The following is a 24,342-nucleotide window of genomic DNA, read 5'->3' as shown; positions in this document are numbered from 1 at the left end:
TGGTGAAGCCCGCTGTGTGACCCACTCCACGCGGCTTTTGGACAGAATTCCATTAACCCGGGGTGACCCTCCTCGCACCCATGGGGCAGAGTGAGACACGAGAAGACGATTGCCGCATGTGCGTGAACAGGACGGCAGGAAGAGGAATGACCATGACGAGATCGCCGCGCCGCCTCAAGCAGCAGGTCCAGGACGCGGTGGGCGAGCAGGTCCGCGATCTCCCGCTGCACGCCGTCCGGCTGGCCATGTTCGGTGTGGGCCGGGCGCTGCTGCTCGGCGACCGGGTGAGCCGCGACTACAAGGAGATCACCGAGGGCGACGGCGTCGGCCCGGTGATCGGCCGGCTGCGCGACGACGTCCGGCACACCGCGGAGAAGGTCGTCGGGAAGGTCGTGGAGACGGTCCGCGGCGGGGAGGAGCCCGAGCCGGAGCCGCGGCCGCGGACCCGCACCCGGCCGGCCAGGCCGGCGGCGGAGCGCGGGACGGTCCGGACGGCGCAGCGCCGGGCGGCCGACGGGGAGATCTCCGTCGGCAAGCCGGCCGCGAAGCCCGCTCCGAAGCCCGCCCAGGACGCTCCGGTCGCGAAGCCGGCGCCGGAGCCGAAGCCCGCCGAGCCGCGTCCGGAGCCGGAGGCGCAGGCCGAGCCGGCTCCGAACCCCGTCCCGGAGGCGGACCCGACGCCCGCGCCGCCGGCGGGGAAGGCCGCGGAGGAGGGCCCGTTCGACCCGAAGCCCGAGCTGAGGCCGGCCGCGCCGGCGGAGGCCGAGCGGGCGGCCGAGGGCCTGCCGGTGCCGAACTACGACGACGCCACGCTGCCGCAGCTGCGCGCGCGGCTGCGAGGGCTGTCGGCGGACCAGGTGAAGCTGCTGCGCGAGTACGAGCGCAAGCACGCCGCCCGCCCCGAAGTGATCAAGATGTACGAGAACCGGATCGCCAAGCTCAACGGGCTCAACTGACCCGGGAGCGCATGCGTGAAGGCCCGTCCGGCCGTGTTCCGGACGGGCCTCGGCGCGTGTACGGACCCGTGACCGCGGTTCTCCGGCGGGGTCAGCGGACGAGCTGGTCGCCCAGTGGGCTGCGCATGTAGAGGACGGAGCGTCCGGCGCGCGTGCGGTTCAGGAGGCCGCCCGCGTGCAGGGCGGTCAGATGGTGGCTGACGGCGCCCGGCGTGACGCCGAGGCGCGCGGCGAGGTCCGTGGTGGAGGCGGGCGCGGCCAGCATGACCAGCAGTTCCGCGCGGCGCGCGCCGATGAGCGCGGCGAGGGCCGCGGGGCCCTCGGGGGCGGTGTGGTCCCAGATCGCGCCGCGGCCGCGCGCCGGATAGCAGATCAGCGGCGGGCCCTGCTCGTCGATCATGGTGATCGCGCCGCGCAGGAACAGGCCCGGGACGAGGACGAGCCCGCGTCCGGCGACGTCCACGGCGCGTTCGGGCGCGAGCCCGGAGGGGACGACGAGCCGGACGAGGCCCGGCGTCCAGCTGATCCGGTCGTCCAGCTCGGCGAACAGCGCGGCGGCCCCGCCGAAGGCCAGCCGCCGGGCGCGGTGCGCCAGGTCGGCCTCCAGGACGGCCCGCATCCGGGCCCAGTACGGCTCGACGCAGGCGTCCCAGTACGCCTCGAACGCCGCGCAGATCCGGTCGAGGACGGCCGCCGGATCGCCGCTCAGCAACGGCGGGACGGGCACGTGCCGGTACGCGGCGGCGATGTCGTGCCGGACGGCGTCCGGCGGCGTCTCCCGCAGCACGGCGAGGTCGTCGGCGATCTCGTTGCCGATCCCGGCCGGGCGGGGCGTGAGGAAGTCGGGGATCCAGCCGTGCGGTGCGAACAGGACGTCGAGGAGCGCGGTGTCGAGCCGGGCGTACGCGGCGGCGGTCTCCCGCACCCAGGGCAGATGCTCGGGGTGCTTGGCCGGGAACACCCGCGGGCGCAGGCTGAACACCAGCTCGAACAGCGGTGACATCCCGAACGACGTCTCGGCGAGGTCCTGGATGCCGAGCCTGAACTCGTACATTGAGCAGAATCCTAAATCCATTCCCGTGGGCGGGCCGCGCGGCTGGGATGGCCGCATGACGACGATCTCCTCCCCGCCCCCGGGCGTGGCCGCCCTGGCGCGGCATCCGGTGATCCGGGTGCTGGCCGCGGCGATGCTGGTCAACACGCTCGGCAACGGCCTGTTCATGACCACCAGCGCGCTGCTGTTCACCCGCGCGGTCGGGATGTCGCCGGCCCAGGTCGGGGTCGCGCTGGCGGTGGGCGGGGTGTTCGGGATCGCGGCGGGGGTGCCGATGGGCCGCGTCGCCGACCGGTTCGGGGCGCGCCCGACGGTGGTCGCGCTGCTGGGTGCGGAGGGGGTGCTGATCCTCGGCTACACGCAGGTGCACTCGTTCTGGGCGGCGGTGCCGCTGATCTGCGGCGTCACGTTCCTGGACCGGGGCGCGAGCGCCGTCCGCAACGCGCTGGTGGCGCACGCGCTGCCCGCGGAGCTGCGGATGCCGGGCCGGGCGTTCCTGCGGATGATGACCAACACCGGGGTCGGCATCGGGGCGGCGCTGGCGTCCCTGGCGCTGGTCGCGGACACCCCCGCCGCCTACCGGACGATCGTGGTGCTCGACGCGGTGACGTTCGTCGGGGCGGCGCTCCTGCTGACGCGTGTCCCGGCGGTGCGTCCGGCGCGGGACGCGGCCTCCGGCGGCGCCGGCTTCGGCGCGCTGGCCGATGTCCCGTACCTGGTCATCACCGTGCTGGGCGGGGTGCTGGTGCTGCAGCAGGGGATCCTCGAGGTCGGCGTGCCGCTGTGGGTGACGCGCGAGACGCACGCGCCGCGCCTGCTCGTCTCGGCCTGCCTGGTGCTGAACACGGCCCTGGTCATCGCGTTGCAGGTGCGGATGAGCCGCGGCGTGGAGGACCCGCGGGTCGCGGCGCGGGCGTGCCTGCGCGCCGGGACGCTCATGGCGGTCGGCTGCCTGCTGTTCGGGCTGGCCAAGGGCCCGGAGCCGTGGACGGCGTCCCTGCTGATCCTGGCGGCGCTGGTGGTCCAGACGGTCGGCGAGGTGCTGTGCGCGGCGGGCACCTGGGCGCTCAGCTACGAGCTGGCGGACGAGCGCGCGCACGGCGTCTACCAGGGGGTCTTCAACAGCGGTTTCGCGGCCGGGGTGCTGCTCGGGCCGCTCGTCGTCACGCAGACGGCGCTGCGCCACGGCATGGGCGGCTGGGCCGTCTTCGGCGCGGTCTTCCTGGTGGCGGCGGTCGCGTTCGTCCCGGCGGCGCGCTGGGCCGCCGCGCACCGTCCGTCCCCATGCCGGCCCCGGCTCCGGCGCCGGAACCGGGGCGGGCGCGCTGACACCCGCGCGGCGGCGGCAGCGGAGGCGAGCCGCCGCGCGGGTGATCGTTGAAGCGGTGCCGCCTGCGGTCACGCCTGGGCGGGCAGCGGTTCGTCCTGGAAGGCGTGGTCGATGTCGACGCGCTCCAGGGGCGCCATGTGGCGGCGGCGCACCACCAGGACGCCCATCGCGACGACGCAGCACGCGGCGCCGACGACGTACGGGAGGTGCGGGTTGACCTCCTCGGCGAGCTTCGTCGCGAAGTAGGGGGCGAGGGCGCCGCCCATCCAGCGGACGAAGTTGTACCCGGCGGACGCGACGGGCCGCGGGTTGTCCGAGACCTCCATCGCGGCCTCGGTGAACGCGGTGTTGTTCAGCCCGATCGGGATGCCGGACAGGATCGTGCAGACGATGATCCCGTCGTGCCCGAGGAAGGCGAGGCCGAGCTGGAACAGCACCAGCAGCGCCAGCCCGAGGTACATGACGCGGACCGTCCCGATCCGGCGCTGCAGCGCGGGCGCGCCGAACACCGAGGCCAGCGCGACCATGACGCCCCAGCCGAAGAACACCAGGCCGATGCCGTGCGCGCTCATCCCGAGCACGAACGGGGTGAAGGCGAGGACGGTGAAGAAGGCGTAGTTGTAGAACAGCGCGGTGAACGCGGTGGTGGACAGCCCGCCGTGCCCGAGCGCGCGGATCGGCGCGGTCAGCCGGGTCTTCTCCGCGGGCTTCGGCGGCGCCTTGAGCAGCGTGACGATCAGCAGGAAGCCGACGGCCATCAGGATCGCGGTGCCGAAGAACGGGAAGCGCCAGTTCATGTCGCCGAGCAGCGCGCCGACGAGCGGGCCGAGCGAGATGCCGAGGCCGAGCGCGGCCTCGTACAGGACGATGGCCTTCTCGGCGCCGCCGGACGCCGCGCCGACGATGACGGCGAGCGCGGTGGCGACGAACAGCGCGTTGCCGAGGCCCCAGCCGGCGCGGAAGCCGACGAGCTGGCCGACGGTGTCGGACGTCCCGGCGAGCGCGGCGAACACCACGACGAGGGTGAGCCCGATCATCAGCGTCCTCTTGCCGCCGATCCGGCTGGACACCCAGCCGGTGATCAGCATGGCCACCGCGGTGATCAGGAAGTAGCTGGTGAACAGCAGCGAGACCTGGCTCGGTGTGGCCCGCAGGTTCGCGGCGATCGCGGGCAGGATCGGGTCGACGAGCCCGATGCCCATGAAGGCGACGACGGCGGCGAAGGCGGTGGCCCACACCGACATCGGCTGCCTGAGGATGCCGCCGCCCTTCGATGAGGGAACAGCGTGCATGGAGACCCCCCTTTAAGAGATCAAGGAGCGGTGAAGAGCTTGTCGAGGGCGGGCAGCGCCGCGGCGACCGCCGCGCGCTCCTCGTCCGTCAGCACCGCGAACCGTTCGGCGAGGAAGCCGATCCGCTGCTCGCGCCCGGCGGCCAGCCGCTCGCGGCCGGTCGCGGTGAGCGCGGCCGTGACGACGCGGGCGTCCGAGCCGTCGCGGCCGCGCTCGACCAGGCCGTCCCGCTCCAGCCGGTTGATCTGCGCGGTCATGGTGGGGAGCCGGACGCCGTGCTCGGCGGCCAGCTCGGTCATGCGGCGCGGCCCGTGCTCCAGCGAGCCGAGCACCGACAGCTGCTGGCTGGTGATCGCCTGGTCGGCGCCGGCCCGGCGCAGCATCAGCACGATGTGCCGGAGGCTGCGGTTGAGCTGCTCGGCCAGCGCGCTCTCGGTAACGGTCACGGTTGCTCTCCTCGAGATTACTTAGTTAGTCTAAGTTAGTGTGGCTAAGCATTGGCGCGGTCCGGCATGTCTCGTCCGTCACACGCCGCCGGCCTCCCGGCGCCCGTAGGCTTCGGGGCATGGCGATGGAGACCACGGCCGAGTCCCCCGTGCCGGTGCGGACCGTCCTGCAGGCGGTCGGCGGCTGGATCGGCCGCCTCGGCCGGATCTGGGTCGAGGGCCAGATCACCGACCTCAACGCGCGCGGCGGCACCGTCTACATGACGCTGCGCGACCCCGTCGCGAACATGTCCGTCCGGGTCGTCGGCCCGCGCGGAGTGTTCGAGGCCGCCGGGCCCGCCGTCACCGACGGCGCCCGCGTCGTCGTGCACGCCAAGCCCGACTTCTGGATCAACCGCGGGACGTTCTCGCTCAGCGCCATCGAGGTCCGCCCGGTCGGCGTCGGCGAGCTGCTGGCCCGGCTGGAGCGGCTCAAGCAGGTGCTCGCCTCCGAGGGCCTGTTCCGGCCCGAGCGCAAGCGCCCGCTGCCGTTCCTGCCCGGCAAGATCGGGCTGATCTGCGGCCGCGACTCCGACGCCGAGCACGACGTCCTGGAGAACGCCCGCCGCCGCTGGCCCGCCGTGGCGTTCCGCGTCGAGAACACCGCCGTCCAGGGCTCCTACGCCGTCGGCGAGGTCATGGAGGCGCTCCGGAAGCTCGACGCCGACCCCGAGATCGAGGTCATCGTCATCGCGCGCGGCGGCGGCGCCATGGAGGACCTGCTGCCGTTCTCCGACGAGACGCTCGTCCGCGCGGTCGCCGCCGCCCGCACCCCGGTCGTCAGCGCGATCGGACACGAGCAGGACAGCCCGATCCTCGACCTCGTCGCCGACGTCCGCGCCTCCACCCCGACCGACGCGGCGAAGAAGACCGTCCCCGACGTGCGCGAGCAGCTCCAGCTCGTCCGGCAGCTCCGCGACCGCGGCCGCCGCTGCCTGGCGGGCGGCCTGGAGCGGGAGCTGCACTGGCTCAAGAACGTCCGGTCGCGGCCCGCCCTCGCCGACCCGGTCCGCGAGATCGAGCGGCAGTCCGAGCGGGTCCTGGCGCTGCGCGACCGGACCCGCCGGTGCGTGGCGTCCGCCCTGGACCGGGCCGGGGACGAGCTGTCGCACACCCGCGCCCGCCTGCTCGCCCTCTCCCCCGCCGCGACGCTCGACCGCGGCTACGCGATCGTCCAGCGCGAGGACGAGGCGGTCGTGCGGGAGCCCGCCGACGTCAAGGACGGCGAGCGCCTCCACGTCCGCCTGGCGGGCGGCCGGCTCACCGCCACCGTCTCCGGCCGCGAAGAGCCCTAGAGTGGTGCGAGTGGCAGAAGAGAACGCGACCGAGCGCAAGCCCTCGTACGAGCAGGCCCGCGACGAGCTGACCGACGTCGTCAAGCGGCTGGAGGCCGGCGGGCTGACGCTCGAGGAGTCGCTCGCCCTGTGGGAGCGCGGCGAGAAGCTCGCCGCCGTCTGCGAGGAATGGCTCGAGGGCGCGCGCGCCAGGCTCGCCGCCGCCATGCAGGGACCGGAGGACGGCGAAGCCCCGGCCCCGTTCTGACCGTAGGGGGACACGCGTCCGGGACGGGCCCGCGGGCCCGGGTCAGGACCCCTGGGTGGCCGGCGCCGACGCCGTCGGCGCCGGGCCCGCACCCTGCTTGGCCTGCGGCTTCAGCGAGGCCGCGAGCACCGCCAGCTCCTCGTAGGACGCGGTGCCCGTCACCACGATGCTCATCCCGCCGGGGCCCGGCCGCGCCAGCGAGTTCGCCTTCTTGTCGTTGCGGTGGTACTTCGCCCACGATTCGCCGGCGACCTGCATCGTGCCGATCGGCTTGCTGCTGTTGGTCATCCGCGGGACGTACGCTTCCGGCTTCTCGTTGCTCTGCTCCAGCGCCGCGTACTCGCCCTTCGGCGTCACGAACCCGAGATGCCACGCCACCGGCTGCTTGCCGCCGGAGTCCAGGCCGTTCAGGCGCGAGCTCGTCGGCCGCCAGGTCGGCGGCAGTCCCTCCGGCGCGTACGGCGTGTACGGCGCGTCGCTGCGCAGGGCCCACAGCTGCGAGGAGTAGTCGACGGTGCGCAGCACTTCCTTGTTGTCGCGCGGCGTGATCACGAAGATCGCCAGCACGAGCAGCAGGCACGCGCCCATCGCCATCGTGAAACCGCCGAGCCCGGTCGTCAGCCGCTTGTACACGGCCGGGCTGACCTGGACCACGGGACGGCCCGCGCCCTGCGGTGCCGCCGCGGCCTCGCCCTCGGCCCGCGCGCCCTCGCTCTCGCCCGGGGCCCGCTCGCCGTCGCCCTCGCCCTCGCCGGACGCGGCGTCCCCGGCGCCCTCAGAAACGGCGCCTTCCGAAACGACGTCCTGCGGAGCGGCGCCGGCGGTCGCCTCGCCGTGCGCCCGCGGCGCCTCCGCGGCGGACGGCTCCCCGGCGGGCGGCCGCTCGCCGGCGGCGGGCTGCTCGGACCCGGAGACGGTCTCGGCGGCCTCCGGAGCGGATGCGGGACTCTTGTCGGTCACCCCTCCAGGATCCCGCACGGTCAGGGCTGCTCCGTACGGGGGTTCCTGATCGTGCCGACGATGCCCATGATCTCGTCCGCCAGCGTGCGCGCCGCGTCCTCGTCGTCCATCAGCGAGATCTCCGACACCGCGCCCGCCATCGCGCCCGTCAGCACCACGACCAGCGCCTCGTCGACGCCGCCGTCCGCGGTGTGGAACAGCGCCGCGTTCCGGCGCGCCCACTTGTTCAGCCGCTGGCGCATCACCCGGTCGAACCCGGGCGGGCCGTCGCCGGAGATGAACAGCCGCGCGACGTCCCGCTCCTGCAGGCACCCGTCGAGGTACGCGCCGGCGCCGGCGACGAACTGCCGCATCGGGTCGTTCTCGCCCGCGTCCCGCACCGCGTTGATCGCCTTGCGGGTGCGCTCCTGCTGGCGGACCTGGAACTCCTCGAACAGCGTCAGGTACAGGTCGGCCTTGCCGTTGAAGTGGTGGTACAGGCTGCCGACGCTGGCGCCCGCCTTGGCGACGATGTCGGTCACCGCGGCCTGCGCGAAGCCCGCCTCGCAGAAGACGTCCCGGGCGGCGGACAGCAGGGCGCTGCGCGTGGCGGCCCCGCGGTCGGAGGTGCGCGCGGGCGCCTCCGCGGCCCCCGCGCCCCCGTCCTGTGCCGCCCCGTCGGAGGAGACGTCGATGTCGCTGCTCATGAGCCCTGAGATTACGCCCTCTTCCCACGGGGAAACGATCCCTTGCCCGCGTGACGGTCAAAACGACCCGCGCACGCGGGCGGCTCTCCCCGGCGCACCGGCTGGTCTGGTCCAATTTGTGACCCGCCGTCCGGTCCCCGGAGAATCCGAGTCACCACCGAACGAAGGGGCCGCCCCGTCATGTCCGAAGAGACCACCGTTTCCTCCCCGCTGACCACCGAGCCGGCCGCGCCGGACCGCAACCTGGCGATGGAGCTGGTCCGGGTGACCGAGGCCGCCGCCATGGCCGCGGCCCGCTGGGTCGGCCGCGGGGACAAGAACGGCGCCGACGGAGCCGCCGTCAACGCGATGCGCCAGCTCATCAACACCGTCTCGATGCGCGGCGTCGTCGTGATCGGCGAGGGCGAGAAGGACAACGCCCCCATGCTCTACAACGGCGAGGAGGTCGGCGACGGCTCCGGCGCGGAGTGCGACGTCGCCGTCGACCCGGTGGACGGCACCCGCCTCACCGCCCTCGGCATGAGCAACGCCATCGCCGTGCTGTCGGTGGCCCCGCGCGGATCGATGTTCGACCCGTCCGCCGTGTTCTACATGGAGAAGCTCGTCACCGGTCCCGAGGCCGCCGACGTCGTCGACATCGAGCGCCCGATCGCCGACAACATCCGCGCCATCGCGCGCGCCAAGGGCTCCTCCACGCACGACGTGACCGTCTGCATCCTCGACCGCCCCCGGCACGAGGGCATCGTCAAGGAGGTCCGCGAGACCGGCGCCCGCATCAAGTTCATCCTGGACGGCGACGTCGCCGGCGCGATCATGGCGTCCCGCCCCGGCACCGGCGTCGACCTGCTGCTCGGCATCGGCGGCACCCCCGAGGGCATCATCGCCGCCTGCGCGATCAAGGCGCTCGGCGGCGTCATCCAGGGCCGCCTGTGGCCGCAGGACGACGCCGAGCGGCGCAAGGCGATCGACGCCGGCCACGACCTCGGCCGCGTCCTCACCACCGACGACCTCGTCACGTCCGACGACGTGTTCTTCGCCGCCACGGGCATCACCGACGGGGAGCTGGTCGACGGCGTCCGGTACAGCAAGGGCACGGCCGTCACCCACTCCCTCGTGATGCGGTCGCGCAGCGGCACGATCCGCACCATCTCCAGCGAGCACAAGCTCAGCAAGCTCCGCGCCTACAGCGCCATCAACTTCGACAGCGCGGTCTAGGAGGCGCTGGTCAGGGGTCCAGGCGGCGGAAGCGCTGGGCCACGACGAGCGTCTCGTCGGTGATCTCGGGCGTGCGGCCGAGGAAGGCGGCGACGCCGTCGCTGCGGAAGAAGCGCTCGTGGTCGGCGCGCCACTCGGCGGCGCCGGCGTAGCCGCGGCCTTCGGCGCGCGCGTAGGCGTCGTCGATCTCCTTGATCGGGACGACGCGGACCTCGGTGAGCTCGATAGCGGCGGCGGGACGTCCGTCGGAGTCGAGCACGGCAAACCGGTCGCCGGGCCCGGGGACCGGCTCGCCGGCCTTCTCGTGGAGTTCGAGCAGGCCGGTGAAGGCGGTCTTCTCGCCGTTCAGGACCGCGGCCACGCCGCGGTCGCGTTCGGGGCCGGGGAAGGCGAGTTCGAGGGGAGGAAGATCGTCCATAGGCCTAGCGTCGCAGGCGGCCTCGGACGCGCTGCCGGAGGGTCCGCTTCGGGGCCCTGGCCTTCACCGAGCCAAAGAGGAGGGTGCCGGCGACCTCGATGGTGGGGCCCTCGGCGGCGGGACGGGTCCGGACCTCGCGGGTGCTGAGCACGGTACGGCCGGTGACGTCCACGCGGACGCCCTCGGGGACGAGGAGGCGGACGCGGCCGGCGAGGACCATCGAGTCGAGCACGATGTGGCGGCGCTGCAGGACGGCCTCGCGCAGGTCGAGTTCGACCGTTCCGAAGAGGGCGAGCAGCGGCAGCTTGACGGGGACGACCCAGCGGCCGTCGCGGCGGACGCGGCCGAAGAAGGCCGTGACCGGGCGGTCGTCCACGAGGATGGGCTGGGCCTCCTCGGGGCTGAGGTCGAGGGTGAGGCCGGTGAGCTCGCCGAGGGTGCGGGCGGCGTAGACGCGGGCGGTGCGGTCGGCGTGCTCGTCCATGGTGATGCGGCCGTCCGCGAGCGCCTCGCCGAGCACGGCGGCGACGCGCTCCCGGTCGGCGTCGGACGCGCGCAGGTCGCTCACGCGGGTCGCCTGTCCCGGGCGGCGGGGGATGTCCACACGAAGAGGTTACTGGGCCCGCGGCGGGGGACCCCGAGAAAAATGGATGGGTTTCGCCGGGACCGGTACCTAGGGTGACGGCATGACGGTGCAACGTGCGCAGCTCGCGGCCAAGGAGGGGGAGGCCGGGGCGGCGGCGATCAGCCTGCGCGGCGTGGTCAAGCGGTTCGGGACGTTCACCGCGGTGGACGGGCTGGACCTGGACGTCCCCGCGGGCAGCTGCCTGGGGCTGCTCGGGCCGAACGGCGCCGGGAAGTCGACGACCATGAAGATGCTGACCGCGCAGGCGGTGGCGGACGAGGGCGCCATCCGGGTGCTGGGGTTCGAGGTCCCCGCGCAGTCGAAGCAGGCGCGGGCGGCGATGGGGGTCGTCCCCCAGCAGGACAACCTGGACGAGGAGCTGACCGCCCGGGAGAACCTGGAGATCTTCGCGCACCTGTACCGGGTGCCGCGGCGCGAGCGCCGCGCGGCCGTGGACGACGCGCTGGCGATCGCGCACCTGACCGAGCGCCAGGGGACGAAGGTGGACGACCTCTCGGGCGGGATGCGGCGGCGGCTGCTGATCGCGCGGGGGCTGGTGCACCGTCCGGCGCTGGTGCTGCTGGACGAGCCGACGGTGGGCCTGGACCCGCAGGTCCGGGCGGAGCTGTGGGGCCTGATCGACGGGCTGCGCTCGCGCGGGACGACCGTGCTGATGTCGACGCACTACATCGAGGAGGCCGAGCGGCTGGCGGACGAGTGCGCGCTGATGTCGCACGGCAGGGTGATCGCGCGGGGGTCGCCGTCGGCGCTGGTCGCGCGGTACGCGGGCGAGCGGGTGGTGGAGCACTACGGGCCGCCCGACCGGCTGGCGGAGGTCGAGCGGGTCGCGCGGGCGGCGGGGCTGCCGACGCGGCGGACCGGCCCGTCGGTGTCGGTGCTGAAGGCGGAGACGATCGCGCCGTCGCTCGACGAGGAGCTGGGGCCGGACGGCGTGCGCCGCGCGGCCAATCTGGAGGACGTGTTCGTCGTGCTGACCGGGGAGCGGGTGGAATGACCGTGGAGGCCGGGCGGGCGCCGCGGCTGCGGCGCTTCGAGGTCGCGCCGCTGAAGGGGATCTGGCGGCACGAGCTGGCCCTGTACAAGCGGTACTGGATGACGCAGTCGTTCGCGTCGATGGTGGAGCCGACGTTCTACCTGCTGGCGTTCGGCTACGGGTTCGGGTCGATGGTCGCCGCGGTCGGGCACTACCGGTACCTCGACTTCGTCGCGACGGGCGTGGTGGGGACGGCGGCGCTGTTCACGTCGGTGTTCCCGGGGATGTTCAACTCCTATATCCGGCGGTCGTTCCAGCACACCTACGACGCGATCCTGGCGGCGCCGGTGGACGTGCACGAGCTGGTGACGGCGGAGGCGCTGTGGATCGCCGCGAAGTCGTCGGTGTACTCCTGCACGCCGATCGTGGTGGCGCTGTTCTTCGGGCTCGATCCGTCGTTCGGGATGCTGCTGGTGCCGTTCATGGTGTTCTTCCTGGCGCTCGGGTTCGGGCTGTTCGGGATGTGGACGTCGTCGGTGGTGCCGTCGATCAACTCGTTCGACTACGTGATCACCGGGGTGGTGACGCCGCTGTTCCTGGTGGCCGGGACGTTCTTCCCGGTGGACGCGCTGCCGGACTGGGCGCGGTACGCGGCGCGGGTGAACCCGCTGTACCACTGCGTGGAGCTGGTGCGGGACGCGGTGTTCGGGCTGCGGCCGCTCACCGACCTCGGGCATCTGGGGGCCCTGGTGGCGTTCGCGGGCCTGATGTGGATACTGGCGGTCCGGGGCATGCGGAGGCGGCTGATCGACTGATCGGGACGTCTTCCCGGATGATTGACCCGGCGCGTACCCTGTCTCTACGCTGACGCGAATCTTCTTCACATTTCGTCAGGCAGAGAGGTCGGACCGCATGAGCGAGGGCATCACCGAGCGGGACCGCCGGGCGCGGGTCTCCGCCTACGCCGCTTTCGCCGTCCAGGGACTGTGCTTCGCCTCTCTGGTGACGCAGGTGCCGAAGATGCAGGATACGCACCACCTCAGCGACGGGACGCTCTCCCTCGTGCTGCTCATGGTGCCGCTGATCGCCGGCGTCGGCAGCGTCATCTCGGGCGCGCTGTTCAAGCGGTTCGGCAGCGGCCTCGTGCTGCGGGTCGCGCAGCCCGCCGTGGCCGTCACCATCGTGCTGATCGGCGCCACCGGCGACAACGACATCGCCCTCTACGGGGCGGTCGCGCTGTTCGGCCTGTTCGTCGGCGCGGTGGACGCCTCCATGAACGCCCAGGCCATCGCGGTGGAGCGGCGGTACGGCGTCAGCCTGATCACCGGCTTCTACGCGGTATGGTCCGTCGCCGGGATCCTCGGCGGCCTGTGGGCGTCGGCGTCCAACAAGATGGACCTCTCGCTCCTCACCGGCTTCGGGATCGCCGCCGCCGTCGGCATCGTCGCGTCCCTCGCCACCGGGCCGCGCCTGTACCGGCGCGAGGAGGAGGGCGACGGGCCGTCCGCCGAGGAACTCAAGGCCGCCGAGCGCAGCGTCCCGTGGCGCCCGATCCTGATCGTCGGCGCGGCGATGGCCGTCGCCTACCTGGCCGACTCGGCGATCTCCAGCTACGGCGCCAAGTACCTGGACGACGAGCTGTCGGCGGCCGACTGGGTCGCGCCGCTCGGCTACGTCGCCTACCAGATCACGATGGTGATCAGCCGCGCGGTCGCCGACCTCGGCGTCCGCCGCTCGGGCCCGGTCCAGGTGGTGCGGCTCGGCGGGCTGGTCGGCATCATCGGCATGGTCGGCGTGGTGGCGGCGCCGAACGCGGCCGTCGCCATCACCGCCTTCGCGGTCGCCGGCCTCGGCCTCAGCGTGATCGCGCCGGTCTCCTTCTCCGCCGCCGGACGCGTCGACCCGACCGGCCTCGGCGTCGCGGTGGCCCGCGTCAACATCTTCAACTACGTGGGCTTCGTGCTCGGCGCCGCCGTCGTCGGCGCGATCGCGCCGGTCAGCCACGACCACGGCCTGCGGCTGGCGTTCATCGTCCCGGCCGCGCTGATCCTGGTCGTCTTCGTCACCGCCAAGGGCTTCGACCCGAAGCCGGTCGAGGGCGCCGACCCCACCACCCCCGCCATGGAACGCCCCTTCGCCTAGGCAAGCCCCCACCCCGCGCAGCCCGGCTGAACACAGGCACGGAAGGCCCGGCTGAACCAGGTACGGAAGGCCGGACCTCAACCACGGCCACGGGCAGGCACGCGGAGCGAGTGCAGCGAGCGCAGCGTGCCTGCCCGACGACGGAGGACGCGTTTCCCGCGGAGCGCCAGCGGAGCGGGAAACGCGTCCTCCGTCGTAACGGGGGTTCCAGGGGGTCGCCCCCCTGGGATCACACGGTCTCTTCCAGTGCGCTCACGGCCTTCTCGCCTTCCACCTGGGCCTGTTCCGGCGTCAGGTCCTGGAGCGCCCGGCTCAGCGCCACTTCGGCGGCGTCGGCGGCGGCGCGCAGGGTGACGGCGTGCTCCTGTGCGCGTTCGAGGTCGCCCAGGCCGACGCAGTCGAAGGCGACCTGCGCGTCGTGACCGGCCATCTTCAGCTGCCGTGCGGCCTCATCCAGACTCATCCATACCTCCTACACCGGGGATGTTGGTCCTACCCTTCCGTCCCCCCGGTAACCGCTTTGCCGAGCAGCTGTGCCGCCTTGACCAGGCGACTTTCGGCAATTCGGGCATATCCCAGCACGAGAGCGGGGGGCGCGCCGGCGGCGCGTTCGGCGGACCACATCTCGCGGGCGCCGGCCGCCGACACCCCGGACCGCGCGGCGCGGGCCATGACCGCGTCCTCGTCTGATCCGGGCGGGAGTTCCACATAGAGGTGGATGCCCGCTGAGACGCCGTGAACCGTCGCGCCGGGCACGTATGTGGCGAGCGCGTCGGCGAGGGCGTCGCGGCGGGACCGGTAGCGCCGCCGCATGGTGCGCAGATGCCGGTCGTAGCCGCCGCTGCGGAGGAACTCGGCGAGGGCGTACTGCTCGATGACGGGCGCGCCGAGGTCGGTCTGGCCGCGATGTTCGCGGAGCCGCGTCGCGAGGCGGGCGGGGGCGACGGTCCAGCCGAGGCGCAGCGCGGGCGCGAGGGCCTTGCTGACGGAGCCGAGCAGCACGACGCGGTCGGGGTCGACGCCCTGGAGGCAGCCGACGGGCTCGCGGTCGTAGCGGAACTCGGCGTCGTAGTCGTCCTCCAGGATCACGCCGTCGACGTCCCGTGCCCAGGCGATCAGCTCGGCGCGGCGGGACGGGGACAGCACGACGCCGGTGGGGTACTGGTGGGCGGGCGTGACGAGGACGGCGCGCGCGTTGGTGCGGGCGAGCGCGGCGACGTCCACACCGTCGGCGTCCACGGGGACGCGGACGAGCCGGATGCCGGACGCCTCCAGCATCGGCAGCTGCCGGACGCTGGTGGGGTCCTCGACGGCGAGGGCGCGATGGCCGTCCGCGATCAGCACCCGGACCAGCGCGGACAGCCCGTGCGCCACCCCGTTCATGATCACGACGCGGCCGGGGTCGGCGACGGCGGCGCGGACCCGGCCGAGGTAGCCGGCCAGCTCGGTGCGCAGCGGCCGGACGCCGCCGGGGTCGGGGTAGGTCAGCTCGTCGCTGGGGAGCGTGCGCAGCGCGGCGCGGGTGGCCGCGATCCAGCGCTCCCGGGGGAAGGCGGACAGGTCGGGCTGGCTGGGCCACAGGTCGTAGAGCGCGCCGGGGTCGGGCGGGATGTCGCAGGACGGGAGCGCGGCGGGGGCCGGGTCCTCGGCGGGAGGGGCGGGGACGGGGTCGTCGGGGCGGGCGAGGGGGGCGATGCGGGTGCCGTCGCCGCGCCGGGCGATGAGGAAGCCCTCGGCGGTCAGCTGCTCGTAGGCGGCCACGACGACGCCGCGGGACACCTCGAGGTCGCGGGCGAGGTCGCGGCTCGACGGCAGCCGGGTGCCCGCGGTCAGCCGCCCGGCCCGCACCGCCGCGCGGAAGCCCGCGGCGATCTGCGCGGCCAGCCGTCCCGCCCCGCGGTCGAGTGGGAGATGGAGGTCGGTCACATGACACTCAGCGTCGATCGGGCGTTCATGCGTCACTTGCCCGAGATTGGTCCATGATCGATGGTAGCCATTGGCTCTGTGTCCAGGTCCAACGGGCTTCTAGCGTTCGAGTCATGAAGATCTCCTCTCTCTCCCTCGGGGGCGGCGCCGCCGCCGGGACCGCGATGTTCCTCGTCGGCACGCTGACCGCGGTGTCCGCGACGATCGCGGACTATCCGGTCTTCGGCGGCCAGGCCGTCCGGTACACGGTCGCCGCGGCGATCCTGCTGGCGGTGGCGCGGTTGCGCGGCGGGCCGGTCCGGCGTCCGGCGGCGCGGGAGTGGGCGCTGCTGGCGGCGCTGGCGGGGACGGGCCTGGTCGCGTTCAACGTGTGCATCGTCGCGGCGACCCGGGACACCAGCCCGGCGACGATCGGCACGGTGATCGCGACGGTGCCGATCGTGCTGGCGCTGGTCGGGCCGCTGCTGGAGGGCCGCCGGCCCGCGCCGGCGGTGGTGGCCTCGGCGTGCGTGGTCGCGGCGGGGGCGGCGCTCGCCAACGGGCTCGGCGGGGGCAGCCTGCGGGGGCTGCTGCTGTCGCTGGGCGCGCTCGCCGGGGAGGTGTGCTTCTCGCTGCTGGCCGTCCCGCTGCTGCCGACGCTCGGCCCGGTGCGGGTGTCGGCGTACTCGGCGGCGATCGCCGCGCCGATGCTGCTGGCCGTCGGGCTGGCCACCGACGGGACGGCCGTGCTGCGGGCGCCGACCGGCGCGGAGTTCGCGGGGCTGGCGTACCTGTCGGTGATCGTCACCGTGATCGCGTTCCTGCTCTGGTACGGGGCGCTCGGCCGGCTCGGCGCGGACCGGGCGGGGCTGTTCGCCGGGATGATCCCGGTCAGCGCGGTCGTCACCACGGTGGTCCTCGGGCTCGGCCGGCCCGGGCCGGCGGACCTGGCGGGGGCGGCGCTGGTGGCCGTGGGGGTCGTCCTCGGGCTGCGGCGCCGGGTCGTACCCTGTGAGGCGGCCCCCATCGGAATCGCGCGAGGATCTGCCTGAGATGCCTGAGTTCTCCTACACCGACCTGCTGCCGCTCGGCCCCGACGAGACCGACTACCGGCTCCTGACCTCCGACGGGGTCTCCACGTTCGAGGCGAACGGCCGGACGTTCCTGCAGGTCGAGCCGGAGGCGCTCCGACTCCTCACCGAGACCGCCATGCGCGACATCGCGCACCTGCTGCGGCCCGCGCACCTGGCGCAGCTGCGCCGGATCCTCGACGACCCCGAGGCGTCCCCCAACGACCGGTTCGTGGCGCTGGACCTGCTGAAGAACGCGGGCATCGCGTCCGGCGGCGTGCTGCCGATGTGCCAGGACACCGGCACCGCGATCGTCATGGGCAAGCGCGGCCAGCACGTCCTGACGGACGGCCGCGACGAGGAGCACATCTCGCGCGGCGTGTACGACGCGTACACGAAGCTGAACCTGCGCTACTCGCAGATGGCGCCGCTGACGATGTGGGACGAGAAGAACACCGGCAGCAACCTGCCCGCGCAGGTCGAGCTGTACGCGGCGCCGGGCGACGCCTACAAGTTCCTGTTCATGGCCAAGGGCGGCGGCAGCGCGAACAAGTCGTTCCTGTACCAGGAGACCAAGGCCGTCCTGAACCCGAAGCGGATGATGTCCTTCCTGGAGGAGAAGATCCGCTCGCTGGGCACGGCGGCGTGCCCGCCGTACCACCTGGCGATCGTGGTGGGCGGGACGTCCGCCGAGTACGCGCTGAAGACGGCCAAGTACGCGTCGGCGCACTACCTGGACACGATGCCGACGGAGGGCTCGCCGCTGGGCAACGGCTTCCGCGACCTGGAGCTGGAGCTGCAGGTGTTCGAGCTGACGCAGAAGCTCGGCATCGGCGCGCAGTTCGGCGGCAAGTACTTCTGCCATGACGTGCGGGTGATCCGGCTGCCGCGGCACGGCGCGTCCTGCCCGGTGGCGATCGCGGTGTCGTGCAGCGCGGACCGGCAGGCCCTCGCCAAGATCACCGCGGAGGGCGTGTTCCTGGAGCGGCTGGAGACCGACCCCGCGCAGTACCTGCCCGACACCACCGACGAGCACCTGAACGACGAGGTCGTGAAGATCGACCTGAACCGTCCGATGGCGGAGATCCGGGCCGAGCTGACCAAGTACCCGGTGAAGACGCGGCTGTCGCTGACCGGGCCGCTGGTGGTGGCGCGCGACATCGCGCACGCCAAGATCAAGGAGCGGCTGGACGCCGGCGAGCCGATGCCGCAGTACCTGCGGGACCACGCCGTCTACTACGCGGGGCCGGCGAAGACGCCGGAGGGCTACGCGTCGGGCTCGTTCGGGCCGACGACCGCCGGCCGGATGGACTCCTACGTCGAGCAGTTCCAGGCGGCGGGCGGCTCGCTGGTGATGCTGGCGAAGGGCAACCGGTCCAAGCAGGTCACCGACGCGTGCAAGGAGCACGGCGGGTTCTACCTCGGCTCGATCGGCGGCCCGGCGGCGCGGCTCGCGCAGGACTGCATCAAGAAGGTCGAGGTCCTGGAGTACCCGGAGCTCGGCATGGAGGCCGTCTGGAAGATCGAGGTCGAGGACTTCCCGGCCTTCATCGTGGTGGACGACAAGGGCGGCGACTTCTTCGCCGACACCACCGGCCCCGTCCTCACCATCGGCCGCCGCTGACCCGGCCGCACGATACCACCCTCGGCGCTCCCGGAATCCGGGTCCTGACGGCCCGATTCCGGGGCGTTTCGGGGCGGCAGGTCACATATTGGGGCTAAATCCAACTTGGTGGAGACGTCTCCCCGGTGACCGCGTGGCCACTCCGGTATCTTTTCCGCCATGTCTCAGTCAGAGCGCCTCGTGCTGGCGACGCGCTATCGGCTGGTCTCGGAAATAGGTCAGGGCGCCAACGGCACCGTGTGGCGGGGCCATGACGAGCTCCTCGATCGCGCGGTGGCGATCAAGGAGCTTCGGCTCCCCGAGGACCTTTCCCAGGACGACCGGGTGGTCTTCTTCCGCCGTACCCTGCGCGAGGCGCGCGCGCCCGCGCAGCTGCGCACCCACTCCATCGTCGAGGTCTACGACGTCGTCACCGAACAGGGCCGGCCGTGGATCGTGATGGAGCTGATCGAGGCGCCGAACCTCGAGCAGCTCATCGAGCGCGACGGCCCGCTGCCGCCCGAGCGCGTCGCGCACATCGGGCGGCGGCTGCTGGAGGCCCTCAACACCGCGCACAAGGCCGGGATCGTGCACCGCGACCTCAAGCCGAGCAACGTGCTGCTGGACGGCGACCGGGTCGTGCTCACCGACTTCGGGCTGGCGTTCTCGTCGGGCTCGGCGAGCCTGACCAAGACCGGGCACTTCATGGGCTCCCCCGCGTACGTCGCCCCGGAGGTCGCCGCGGGCGAGAAGGCCACGCCCCGCTCCGACCTGTGGTCGCTCGGCGCGACGCTGTACGCCGCGCTGGAGGGCCGCCCGCCGTTCGAGCGCGACAACGTCATTGCGACGCTGAGCGCGCTGGCGAACGAGTCGACGCCGCCGCCGCAGAACGCCGGCGCGCTCGGCCCGGTGATCACCGGGCTGCTGGAGAAGAACCCGACGCGCCGGCTCAGCCACGCCCGCGCGGTGGACCGGCTGGAGCGGGCCATGGCGGGACCGCGCGCCGGGCGCCGGCAGGCGACGCCCCGCTACCGGCTGATGGCGGTGATCGCGCTGATCGGCGCGACCGTCGCGTCCTGCGGGATCGGCGCCACGGCGCTGATCGTCGGGATGATGCGGGAGAGCCCGGGGCCGTCCCCGACGTCCCGCGCCTCCACCCCGTCCGGCCGGCCCGGCGAGGCCGCCCCGCCGGCCGGCGTCGCGAGTAGCACGCTGGTCGTGCGGGCCCGCAACGCCTCCTGCAAGATCTTCGTGTCGGTGCCCGGCACCGCGATGCGGATACTGAGCGACGAGACGCTCGCCGCGGGCGAGGCGCGCCGGTACGGCGAGGCCCACATCAACGCGGTGATCTACGACGCGTCCGCCTGCGACGTGTGGGTGAACGGCCAGGAGAAACCGCTGGGCAAGCCCGGTGAGCGCGTCAGCTACACCGTGGCGAAGGGCTCCGGGAGCTGATCACGGCCGCGCCCGCGCGGGAATGCGCGGGCGCCCCGCGCCGCTGCCATGAAGGACGGCGGTGACGATTGCGCGGGGGCTCCCAGGGGACGTCCCCCACGGAGGTGGCTTCATGTCGGAGCAGGAATTCCGGGTCGAGCACGACTCCATGGGCGAGGTCCGGGTGCCGGCGGCGGCGAAGTGGCGGGCGCAGACGCAGCGGGCCGTCGAGAACTTCCCGATCTCGGGACGCGGGCTGGAGCCCGCGCACGTCGCCGCGCTGGGGCAGATCAAGGCGGCGGCCGCGGCGGTGAACGCGGAGCTCGGCGTGCTGGACAAGGACGTCGCCGAGGCGATCGGCGAGGCGGCCCGCGAGGTGGCGGACGGCCGCTGGAACGACCAGTTCCCCATCGACGTGTTCCAGACCGGGTCCGGGACGTCGTCGAACATGAACGCCAACGAGGTCGTGGCGACGCTGGCGGAGGAGCGGCTCGGCCGGCCCGTCCACCCGAACGACCACGTGAACGCCTCCCAGTCGTCCAACGACGTGTTCCCGTCGTCGATCCACATCGCGGCGACCGGCGCGGTCGTGCACGAGCTGATCCCCGCGCTGCGGCACCTGCGCGACGCGCTGGCCCGCAAGGCGGACGAGTTCGCGACGGTGGTGAAGTCGGGCCGCACGCACCTGATGGACGCGACGCCGGTGACGCTCGGGCAGGAGTTCGGCGGGTTCGCGGCGCAGGTCGGGCACGGCGTGGAGCGGCTGGAGGCGGTGCTGCCGCGGCTGGCGGAGCTGCCGCTCGGCGGCACCGCGGTCGGCACCGGGATCAACACGCCGGAGGGGTTCGCCGCCCGCGTCATCGCGGAGATCGCGCGGGTCACCGGGCTGCCGCTGACCGAGGCCCGCGACCATTTCGAGGCGCAGGGCGCCCGGGACGGCCTCGTCGAGGCGAGCGGCGCGCTGCGCACCGTCGCAGTGAGCCTCAACAAGATCGCCAACGATCTGCGCTGGATGGGGTCGGGGCCGCGCGCCGGCCTCGCCGAGATCCGGCTGCCGGACCTGCAGCCCGGCTCGTCGATCATGCCGGGCAAGGTGAACCCGGTGATCCCGGAGGCGGTGACGCAGGTGGCCGCGCAGGTGATCGGGAACGACGCGGCGATCGCGTTCGGCGGCGCGGCGGGCAGCTTCGAGCTGAACGTGATGCTGCCGATGCTGGCCCGCAACGTGCTGGAGTCGATCACACTGCTGGCGAACGTGTCGCGGCTGCTCGCGGACCGCTGCGTGGACGGCATCGAGGCCGACGTCGACCGGCTGCGCGAGTACGCGGAGTCGTCGCCGTCGATCGTGACGCCGCTGAACCGCTACATCGGCTACGAGGAGGCGGCGAAGGTCGCCAAGCAGGCCCTCGCGGAGCGCAGGACGATCCGGGAGGTCGTCATCGAGCGCGGGCATGTCGCCGACGGGAAGCTCACCGAGGAGCAGCTGGACGCGGCGCTGGACGTGCTCGGCATGACCAACGCGTCCCGCGGCTGACGGCTTCAGCGGCCGCTGGAGGCGTCAGGGGGCGCGCGCGGCGGCGCGGGCACGGCGGCGGCGGGTTCGCCCGCGAGAGGCCGTCATGGCGCCGCGGAGACGAGAAGAGGGGCGGCCCGGCGGGCCCGCCCCTCTCTCCTGTGCTTCCGGACGCGGTCTAGTACCAGCCGCTGGACTGCGAGTGCGCCCAGGCGCCGCAGGGCGTGCTGTACCGGTCCTTGATGTAGCCGAGGCCCCACTTGATCTGGGTCGTGGCGTTGTTCTGCCAGTCGGGCCCCGCGCTCGCCATCTTCGAGCCGGGCAGCGCCTGCGGGATCCCGTACGCGCCGGACGGGTTCGCCGCGTGGGTGTTCCAGTGGCTCTCCTTGTTCCACAGGTTCACCAGGCAGCCGAACTGGCCGGAGCCGCTCATGCCGTAGCTCGGCAGCAGCCTCTTGGCGATCTGCTGAGCCTCGCCCGCCGGGACGGGGTCGCCGGACGGGCCGCCGCCGCTGCCGCCGCTCGGGGACTTCGTCTTCGTGGGGGTCGGGGTCGGGATCGGCTTGCCCTTGGCCTGCAGCTTCGGCCCCTTGGCCGGGTCCTGGCGGGTCGCGCGGGAGGCCCGCTCGTAGGCCTCCTTGCGGCGCATCTGCTCCATGACCATGGGGTCGACCTTGGGCGCGGCGGCGGCGTCCGCCAGCTTCTTCGGCTGGACGGTCTTGGTGCCGCCGTCGTCGGACCCGCCGGTCATCGCGAACGCGGCGCCACCGCCGCCGACCACGACCAGCGCGCCCGCGACCACCGCGGCGATCTTCAGGCCGTTGCGGCCGCCGCCGGAGCGGCGCGCGCCGCCGGGCCGGCCGGACGCGGAGCGGGAGGCGCCGAGCCGGCGGGGGCCGGAGCGGCGGGCGGGACCGGCGGCAGAGCCGGCGCCGAAGGCGATCTCGTCGCGGGGCTCGCCGGCGTCCTGCCCCTCGGGCCCGGGGGCTCCCATGGCGAGGACGCCGGTCGCGCCGGCCGGGGACTCGCCCTGCGAGACGGGCTGGAAGCCGAGGGTGTCGCCCGCGGGGGGCGCGCCGAACGCGGGCGCCGCACCGGCGACCTTGACGTCCTCGTCGCCGGGTGCGGCCGGGAACGCCTCGGCGCCGCCGAGCCGGGGGGTCTCGGCGGAGGCCGGGGCCGCGTGCGACCACGGCTCCTCGGGGGCAAAGCTCTGTCGTTCGTCTCGCCTAGGGGACCCGGGACGGTCTCCGAACAAGGCGGTCCTTCCGACGGTCGCACGCGCATGGACACGCGGGCGAACTGCTTCCACCCCGGCCCGGCGGCGCGTCCGCACCGCGGACGGCTCCGGGCCCTGAGCGGCTCGCGCCCGCGCGCTTTTACAGGGGGGTGCGCTGCGGGCGGCACCGTTCTGGGGGTGCTTACGAGGAGACACAATGCCCGAGCCCGAGCCCTGCTCCGCAACCGAAACGAGACAAATGCTGCGAGTGGTGCGGTTGTCAACTCGCCGTTCGCCTCCCCGAAAACGGGGAGGGACCTGCGGTTCCTTTACTCCGCGGCGGTTCGTGTGACCTTCATCACAAGTCGACGGTACGGCGTTTAACGATCACGTTCCGTGCGGTTATCCACAGGGCCGTCCACAGGCAGGAGACGGGGCGCCCCGCCGGCGCCTCCCGAGGAGGGCCGGCGGGGCGCCCGCCGCGTCCGGCGCGGTCCGTCAGGCGACGACCTCGCCGAGCATGTCGGTCACCAGCGCCGCGATCGGCGACCGCTCCGACCTCGTCAGCGTCACGTGCGCGAACAGCGGGTGCCCCTTCAGCTTCTCCACCACCGCGGCGACGCCGTCGTGCCGGCCGACCCGCAGGTTGTCGCGCTGCGCCACGTCGTGCGTCAGCACCACCCGCGAGCCCGCGCCGATCCGCGACAGCACGGTCAGCAGCACGCCGCGCTCCAGCGACTGCGCCTCGTCCACGATCACGAACGAGTCGTGCAGCGAGCGGCCCCGGATGTGGGTGAGGGGCAGGACCTCCAACATGTCACGGTCCACCACCTCCTCGATGACCTCCGGGGTCGTCACCGCCGAGAGCGTGTCGTAGACGGCCTGCGCCCACGGCGACATCTTCTCGTTCTCCGACCCCGGCAGGTAGCCGAGCTCCTGGCCGCCGACCGCGTACAGCGGGCGGAACACCACGACCTTGCGGTGCCGCCGCCGCTCCATCACGGCCTCCAGGCCCGCGCACAGGGCGAGCGCCGACTTGCCCGTGCCGGCCCGCCCGCCGAGCGAGACGATCCCGACGTCCTCGTCCATCAGCAGGTCGAGGGCGATGCGCTGCTCGGCGGACCGGCCGCGCAGCCCGAACACCTCCCGGTCGCCCTTCACCAGCTTCACCGACTTGTCGGGCAGCGTCCGGCCGAGCGCCGAACCGCGCTCCGACAGCAGCCGCAGGCCGGTGTGGCACGGCAGGTCACGCGCCTCCTCCAGGTCCGCGCCGCCCGTCTCGTACAGCTCCTCGACGAGCCCGCCCGGCACCTCCAGCTCCCGCATCCCCGTCCAGCCGGACTCCACCACGGCCAGCTCCGCCCGGTACTCCTCGGCGGCGAGCCCGACCGCGGACGCCTTCACCCGCATCGGCAGGTCCTTGGAGACCAGCACCACGTCGCGTCCCTCGCGGGCGAGCCACGCCGCCACCGACAGGATGCGGGTGTCGTTGTCGCCGAGCCGGAAGCCGTCCGGCAGCACGCTCGCGTCGGAGTGGTTCAGCTCGACGCGCAGCGTCCCGCCTTGGTCCCCGTTCGGCCCCTGCACCGACACGGCCTCGTCCAGCCGGCCGTGCTCCAACCGCAGGTCGTCCAGCGTGCGCAGGGCCTGCCGTGCGAAGTAGCCGAGCTCCGGGTGATGGCGCTTGGCCTCGAGCTCGGAGATGACGACGATGGGCAGCACGACCTCGTGCTCGGCGAACCGGGTCATCGCCCCCGGGTCGGCGAGCAGGACGCTGGTGTCGAGGACGTACGTGCGCCGGACCGGAACGGGCGTTCCGGCGGGGATCCCGGACTCGGGACGGCGCGGCGAGGTTGTGGCCACTCGATCTCCCTGACTATGGGGGATGTACCGGTGGCG

Annotated in this window: 23 protein-coding genes; 12 read left to right on the top strand and 11 right to left on the bottom strand. The window is 73.4% G+C overall.

What is annotated here, in order from left to right; genetic code table 11:
- Nucleotides 1-152 precede the first annotated feature (152 nt).
- The gene (locus amrb99_RS28475; protein WP_190861703.1) at nucleotides 153-956 is read left to right on the top strand and encodes a hypothetical protein; all 804 of its coding nucleotides are present in this window, start codon (nucleotides 153-155) and stop codon (nucleotides 954-956) included.
- A 91-nt stretch (nucleotides 957-1,047) separates the two neighbouring features.
- Here the strand turns inward: amrb99_RS28475 and amrb99_RS28470 are convergent, their stop codons facing one another.
- A complete protein-coding gene (locus amrb99_RS28470) occupies nucleotides 1,048-2,010 on the bottom strand; it encodes an ArsR family transcriptional regulator (protein ID WP_190861701.1) in 963 nt (320 codons plus the stop codon).
- Nucleotides 2,011-2,065: 55 nt separating this feature from the next.
- Between amrb99_RS28470 and amrb99_RS28465 the strand changes: the two genes are divergently transcribed.
- Entirely contained in the window at nucleotides 2,066-3,391 is a 1,326-nt protein-coding gene (locus amrb99_RS28465; protein ID WP_190861699.1) for an MFS transporter, read from the top strand.
- A gap of 17 nt (nucleotides 3,392-3,408) precedes the next feature.
- Here the strand turns inward: amrb99_RS28465 and amrb99_RS28460 are convergent, their stop codons facing one another.
- Nucleotides 3,409-4,632 (bottom strand): MFS transporter, encoded by a 1,224-nt coding sequence (locus amrb99_RS28460; protein WP_190861696.1) that lies wholly within the window; start codon nucleotides 4,630-4,632, stop codon nucleotides 3,409-3,411.
- A gap of 20 nt (nucleotides 4,633-4,652) precedes the next feature.
- Nucleotides 4,653-5,078: a MarR family transcriptional regulator gene (locus amrb99_RS28455; RefSeq protein ID WP_347256900.1), complete on the bottom strand. Its 426-nt coding sequence runs from the start codon at nucleotides 5,076-5,078 to the stop codon at nucleotides 4,653-4,655.
- 119 nt (nucleotides 5,079-5,197) lie between these two features.
- Here amrb99_RS28455 and xseA point away from each other — a divergent pair, with 119 nt between their 5' ends.
- Together xseA and amrb99_RS28445 are read left to right on the top strand one after the other, a co-directional pair.
- On the top strand, nucleotides 5,198-6,412 hold the full coding sequence (xseA, locus tag amrb99_RS28450) for an exodeoxyribonuclease VII large subunit (RefSeq protein ID WP_190861694.1): 1,215 nt from the start codon (nucleotides 5,198-5,200) through the stop codon (nucleotides 6,410-6,412).
- A gap of 1 nt (nucleotide 6,413) precedes the next feature.
- Entirely contained in the window at nucleotides 6,414-6,659 is a 246-nt protein-coding gene (locus tag amrb99_RS28445; RefSeq protein ID WP_190861692.1) for an exodeoxyribonuclease VII small subunit, read from the top strand.
- A 42-nt stretch (nucleotides 6,660-6,701) separates the two neighbouring features.
- On the opposite strand, the gene amrb99_RS53340 is transcribed toward amrb99_RS28445, so the two are convergent.
- Nucleotides 6,702-7,619 (bottom strand): DUF4245 family protein, encoded by a 918-nt coding sequence (locus amrb99_RS53340; RefSeq protein WP_347256899.1) that lies wholly within the window; start codon nucleotides 7,617-7,619, stop codon nucleotides 6,702-6,704.
- 20 nt (nucleotides 7,620-7,639) lie between these two features.
- On the bottom strand, nucleotides 7,640-8,305 hold the full coding sequence (locus amrb99_RS28435) for a TetR/AcrR family transcriptional regulator (RefSeq protein ID WP_190861690.1): 666 nt from the start codon (nucleotides 8,303-8,305) through the stop codon (nucleotides 7,640-7,642).
- A gap of 180 nt (nucleotides 8,306-8,485) precedes the next feature.
- Here amrb99_RS28435 and glpX point away from each other — a divergent pair, with 180 nt between their 5' ends.
- Nucleotides 8,486-9,520, top strand: a complete 1,035-nt coding sequence (gene glpX, locus amrb99_RS28430) for a class II fructose-bisphosphatase (RefSeq protein ID WP_190861687.1) — start codon at nucleotides 8,486-8,488, stop codon at nucleotides 9,518-9,520.
- Nucleotides 9,521-9,530: 10 nt separating this feature from the next.
- On the opposite strand, the gene amrb99_RS28425 is transcribed toward glpX, so the two are convergent.
- Both amrb99_RS28425 and amrb99_RS28420 read right to left on the bottom strand, forming a co-directional pair.
- Nucleotides 9,531-9,938, bottom strand: a complete 408-nt coding sequence (locus tag amrb99_RS28425) for an ASCH domain-containing protein (protein WP_190861685.1) — start codon at nucleotides 9,936-9,938, stop codon at nucleotides 9,531-9,533.
- A gap of 4 nt (nucleotides 9,939-9,942) precedes the next feature.
- Nucleotides 9,943-10,542 carry a DUF1707 domain-containing protein gene (locus tag amrb99_RS28420; protein ID WP_190861683.1) on the bottom strand — a complete coding sequence of 200 codons (600 nt, stop codon included), beginning with the start codon at nucleotides 10,540-10,542 and terminating at the stop codon, nucleotides 9,943-9,945.
- A gap of 82 nt (nucleotides 10,543-10,624) precedes the next feature.
- Here amrb99_RS28420 and amrb99_RS28415 point away from each other — a divergent pair, with 82 nt between their 5' ends.
- From amrb99_RS28415 to amrb99_RS28405, 3 genes are all read left to right on the top strand, one after another.
- The gene (locus tag amrb99_RS28415; RefSeq protein ID WP_190861681.1) at nucleotides 10,625-11,578 is read left to right on the top strand and encodes an ABC transporter ATP-binding protein; all 954 of its coding nucleotides are present in this window, start codon (nucleotides 10,625-10,627) and stop codon (nucleotides 11,576-11,578) included.
- Entirely contained in the window at nucleotides 11,575-12,372 is a 798-nt protein-coding gene (locus amrb99_RS28410) for an ABC transporter permease (RefSeq protein WP_190861679.1), read from the top strand. Before amrb99_RS28415 ends, amrb99_RS28410 begins: the two co-directional genes overlap by 4 nt.
- Before the next feature lie 97 nt (nucleotides 12,373-12,469).
- A complete protein-coding gene (locus amrb99_RS28405; protein WP_190861677.1) occupies nucleotides 12,470-13,699 on the top strand; it encodes an MFS transporter in 1,230 nt (409 codons plus the stop codon).
- Nucleotides 13,700-13,928: 229 nt separating this feature from the next.
- On the opposite strand, the gene amrb99_RS28400 is transcribed toward amrb99_RS28405, so the two are convergent.
- The gene (locus amrb99_RS28400; RefSeq protein ID WP_190861675.1) at nucleotides 13,929-14,162 is read right to left on the bottom strand and encodes a hypothetical protein; all 234 of its coding nucleotides are present in this window, start codon (nucleotides 14,160-14,162) and stop codon (nucleotides 13,929-13,931) included.
- A 29-nt stretch (nucleotides 14,163-14,191) separates the two neighbouring features.
- Nucleotides 14,192-15,625 (bottom strand): aminotransferase class I/II-fold pyridoxal phosphate-dependent enzyme, encoded by a 1,434-nt coding sequence (locus amrb99_RS28395; protein ID WP_190861674.1) that lies wholly within the window; start codon nucleotides 15,623-15,625, stop codon nucleotides 14,192-14,194.
- Nucleotides 15,626-15,738: 113 nt separating this feature from the next.
- On the opposite strand from amrb99_RS28395, the gene amrb99_RS28390 reads away from it, so the two are divergent.
- The 4 genes from amrb99_RS28390 to amrb99_RS28375 all read left to right on the top strand — a co-directional run bounded on the left by amrb99_RS28390 (nucleotide 15,739) and on the right by amrb99_RS28375 (nucleotide 21,245).
- Complete coding sequence (locus tag amrb99_RS28390) at nucleotides 15,739-16,656, top strand: DMT family transporter (protein ID WP_190861672.1); 918 nt, start codon at nucleotides 15,739-15,741, stop codon at nucleotides 16,654-16,656.
- A 1-nt stretch (nucleotide 16,657) separates the two neighbouring features.
- Entirely contained in the window at nucleotides 16,658-18,298 is a 1,641-nt protein-coding gene (locus tag amrb99_RS28385) for a fumarate hydratase (RefSeq protein WP_190861670.1), read from the top strand.
- Between the two features lie 159 nt (nucleotides 18,299-18,457).
- Nucleotides 18,458-19,732 (top strand): serine/threonine-protein kinase, encoded by a 1,275-nt coding sequence (locus amrb99_RS28380; protein ID WP_190861668.1) that lies wholly within the window; start codon nucleotides 18,458-18,460, stop codon nucleotides 19,730-19,732.
- A gap of 112 nt (nucleotides 19,733-19,844) precedes the next feature.
- Complete coding sequence (locus tag amrb99_RS28375; RefSeq protein WP_190861667.1) at nucleotides 19,845-21,245, top strand: class II fumarate hydratase; 1,401 nt, start codon at nucleotides 19,845-19,847, stop codon at nucleotides 21,243-21,245.
- A 157-nt stretch (nucleotides 21,246-21,402) separates the two neighbouring features.
- Here the strand turns inward: amrb99_RS28375 and amrb99_RS28370 are convergent, their stop codons facing one another.
- A complete protein-coding gene (locus amrb99_RS28370) occupies nucleotides 21,403-22,482 on the bottom strand; it encodes a lytic transglycosylase domain-containing protein (protein ID WP_190861666.1) in 1,080 nt (359 codons plus the stop codon).
- A 459-nt stretch (nucleotides 22,483-22,941) separates the two neighbouring features.
- A complete protein-coding gene (locus amrb99_RS28365) occupies nucleotides 22,942-24,270 on the bottom strand; it encodes a PhoH family protein (protein WP_190861731.1) in 1,329 nt (442 codons plus the stop codon).
- Nucleotides 24,271-24,342 lie beyond the last annotated feature (72 nt).

Source organism: Actinomadura sp. RB99 (genome assembly GCF_014706005.1).
In the GTDB taxonomy this organism is placed as follows: Bacteria; Actinomycetota; Actinomycetes; order Streptosporangiales; family Streptosporangiaceae; genus Spirillospora.
Note: the sequence above shows the minus strand (reverse complement) of the source record. Positions and strands in the feature narration are given on the sequence as shown.

Bases quoted from the DNA above. Each gene is read 5' to 3' on its own strand.
- amrb99_RS28375 (WP_190861667.1), top strand. From the start codon at position 19,845: ATGTCGGAGCAGGAATTCCGGGTCGAGCACGACTCCATGGGCGAGGTC.
- amrb99_RS28415 (WP_190861681.1), top strand. From the start codon at position 10,625: ATGACGGTGCAACGTGCGCAGCTCGCGGCCAAGGAGGGGGAGGCCGGG.
- amrb99_RS28400 (WP_190861675.1), bottom strand. From the start codon at position 14,162: ATGAGTCTGGATGAGGCCGCACGGCAGCTGAAGATGGCCGGTCACGAC.
- amrb99_RS28405 (WP_190861677.1), top strand. From the start codon at position 12,470: ATGAGCGAGGGCATCACCGAGCGGGACCGCCGGGCGCGGGTCTCCGCC.
- amrb99_RS28435 (WP_190861690.1), bottom strand. From the start codon at position 8,305: ATGAGCAGCGACATCGACGTCTCCTCCGACGGGGCGGCACAGGACGGG.
- amrb99_RS28385 (WP_190861670.1), top strand. From the start codon at position 16,658: ATGCCTGAGTTCTCCTACACCGACCTGCTGCCGCTCGGCCCCGACGAG.
- amrb99_RS28410 (WP_190861679.1), top strand. From the start codon at position 11,575: ATGACCGTGGAGGCCGGGCGGGCGCCGCGGCTGCGGCGCTTCGAGGTC.
- glpX (WP_190861687.1), top strand. From the start codon at position 8,486: ATGTCCGAAGAGACCACCGTTTCCTCCCCGCTGACCACCGAGCCGGCC.
- amrb99_RS28390 (WP_190861672.1), top strand. From the start codon at position 15,739: ATGAAGATCTCCTCTCTCTCCCTCGGGGGCGGCGCCGCCGCCGGGACC.
- amrb99_RS28465 (WP_190861699.1), top strand. From the start codon at position 2,066: ATGACGACGATCTCCTCCCCGCCCCCGGGCGTGGCCGCCCTGGCGCGG.
- amrb99_RS28460 (WP_190861696.1), bottom strand. From the start codon at position 4,632: ATGCACGCTGTTCCCTCATCGAAGGGCGGCGGCATCCTCAGGCAGCCG.
- amrb99_RS28470 (WP_190861701.1), bottom strand. From the start codon at position 2,010: ATGTACGAGTTCAGGCTCGGCATCCAGGACCTCGCCGAGACGTCGTTC.
- amrb99_RS28425 (WP_190861685.1), bottom strand. From the start codon at position 9,938: ATGGACGATCTTCCTCCCCTCGAACTCGCCTTCCCCGGCCCCGAACGC.
- amrb99_RS28475 (WP_190861703.1), top strand. From the start codon at position 153: ATGACGAGATCGCCGCGCCGCCTCAAGCAGCAGGTCCAGGACGCGGTG.
- xseA (WP_190861694.1), top strand. From the start codon at position 5,198: ATGGCGATGGAGACCACGGCCGAGTCCCCCGTGCCGGTGCGGACCGTC.
- amrb99_RS28380 (WP_190861668.1), top strand. From the start codon at position 18,458: ATGTCTCAGTCAGAGCGCCTCGTGCTGGCGACGCGCTATCGGCTGGTC.